1 protein-coding gene and 1 pseudogene are annotated in these 1,130 nt (G+C 60.6%); both read left to right on the top strand.

Features of this window, described 5'->3' with window-relative positions:
- Positions 1 to 832 (top strand): LysR family transcriptional regulator (locus tag EN750_RS35515; protein WP_145968250.1); only part of this gene is annotated, 832 nt, incomplete at its 5' end.
- Positions 833 to 1,008: 176 nt separating this feature from the next.
- Positions 1,009 to 1,130: pseudogene (locus EN750_RS41245) on the top strand (formate dehydrogenase subunit gamma); the annotation flags it as partial.

Genomic DNA, 1,130 nt, shown 5'->3' with positions numbered 1-1,130 from the left:
GCCGACGCTCTCGGCCGGCATCAAGCAGTTGGAGGGCCAGCTTGGCGTCATGCTGGTCCTGCGCGGCTCACGCTTCCAGGGGCTGACGCCGGAGGGAAAACAGGTGCTGGTGTGGGCACGCCGCATCGTCGGCGACACCAGGACCATGCGCGAGGAAATGCGCGCGGCGCGCCACGGACTTTCGGGCCGTATCCGCATCGCCGCCATTCCGACGGCGCTCGCCATGCTGCCGCGGCTGACGACGCCGTTTCGCGAAAAGCATCCAGGCGTCACCTTTTCGGTGCTGTCGCGGACCTCGATCGAGGTGCTGTCGCTGCTCGGCAATTTCGACATCGATGCCGGCATCACCTATCTCGACAACGAGCCGCTGGGGCGGGTGACCAGCGTGCCGCTCTATGACGAGCGCTACCAACTGATCACCGCGATGGGAAATCCCTATTCCGACCGCGACAAAGTGACATGGGCAGAGCTCTCAAGCCTGCCGCTGTGCCTGTTGACGCCAGACATGCAGAACCGCCGCATCATCGATCAGCATCTGGCCGAAGCCGGCGTGCAGGTGCGACCGACGCTGGAATCCAATTCGATGATCGTGCTGTTTTCGCACATCCGCACCGGCAAATGGTCGTCGATCATGCCGCTCAACCTTGCGGAAACATTCGGCTTTTCCGAGCCGATCCGGGCCATTCCGATTGTCGAGCCGGATGCCAGCCACACGGTCGGCCTGGTGGCGACACCGCGCGAACCGCACACACCTTTGGTCTCGGCGCTGCTGGACGAGGCAATGGCGCTGGCGGACGATTTCCACGCCAACCGTTCCGCTAGACAGAGTTAGTCAAACGGAACGATAGAAAATTTCTATCGTACAACGAAACCGCTTTATTGATTTCAGAGGTTTTCTCTGGTTTCTTAAGCACTTAGCGATAAAGCGGCACGCGCATGTCGTTGTTCCAAAACAGCTTGATGCTTCTGGCCGATATGTATGGGTCGCTACGATAGGGAGGGCGCTGCATGACAATGCAGCCTGCAAGTACCGAGATCACGTCGCGCACGGTCGCGATCATCCAGGAGATGAAGGGCCTCGAAGGCCCGTTGCTGCCGATCCTCCACGGCATCCAGGAAGAGTTCGGCCA

It is taken from the genome of Mesorhizobium sp. M7A.F.Ca.ET.027.03.2.1 (genome assembly GCF_003999175.1).
Lineage (GTDB): Bacteria > Pseudomonadota > Alphaproteobacteria > Rhizobiales > Rhizobiaceae > Mesorhizobium.
This window is presented reverse-complemented; position numbering and strand designations above follow the sequence as displayed.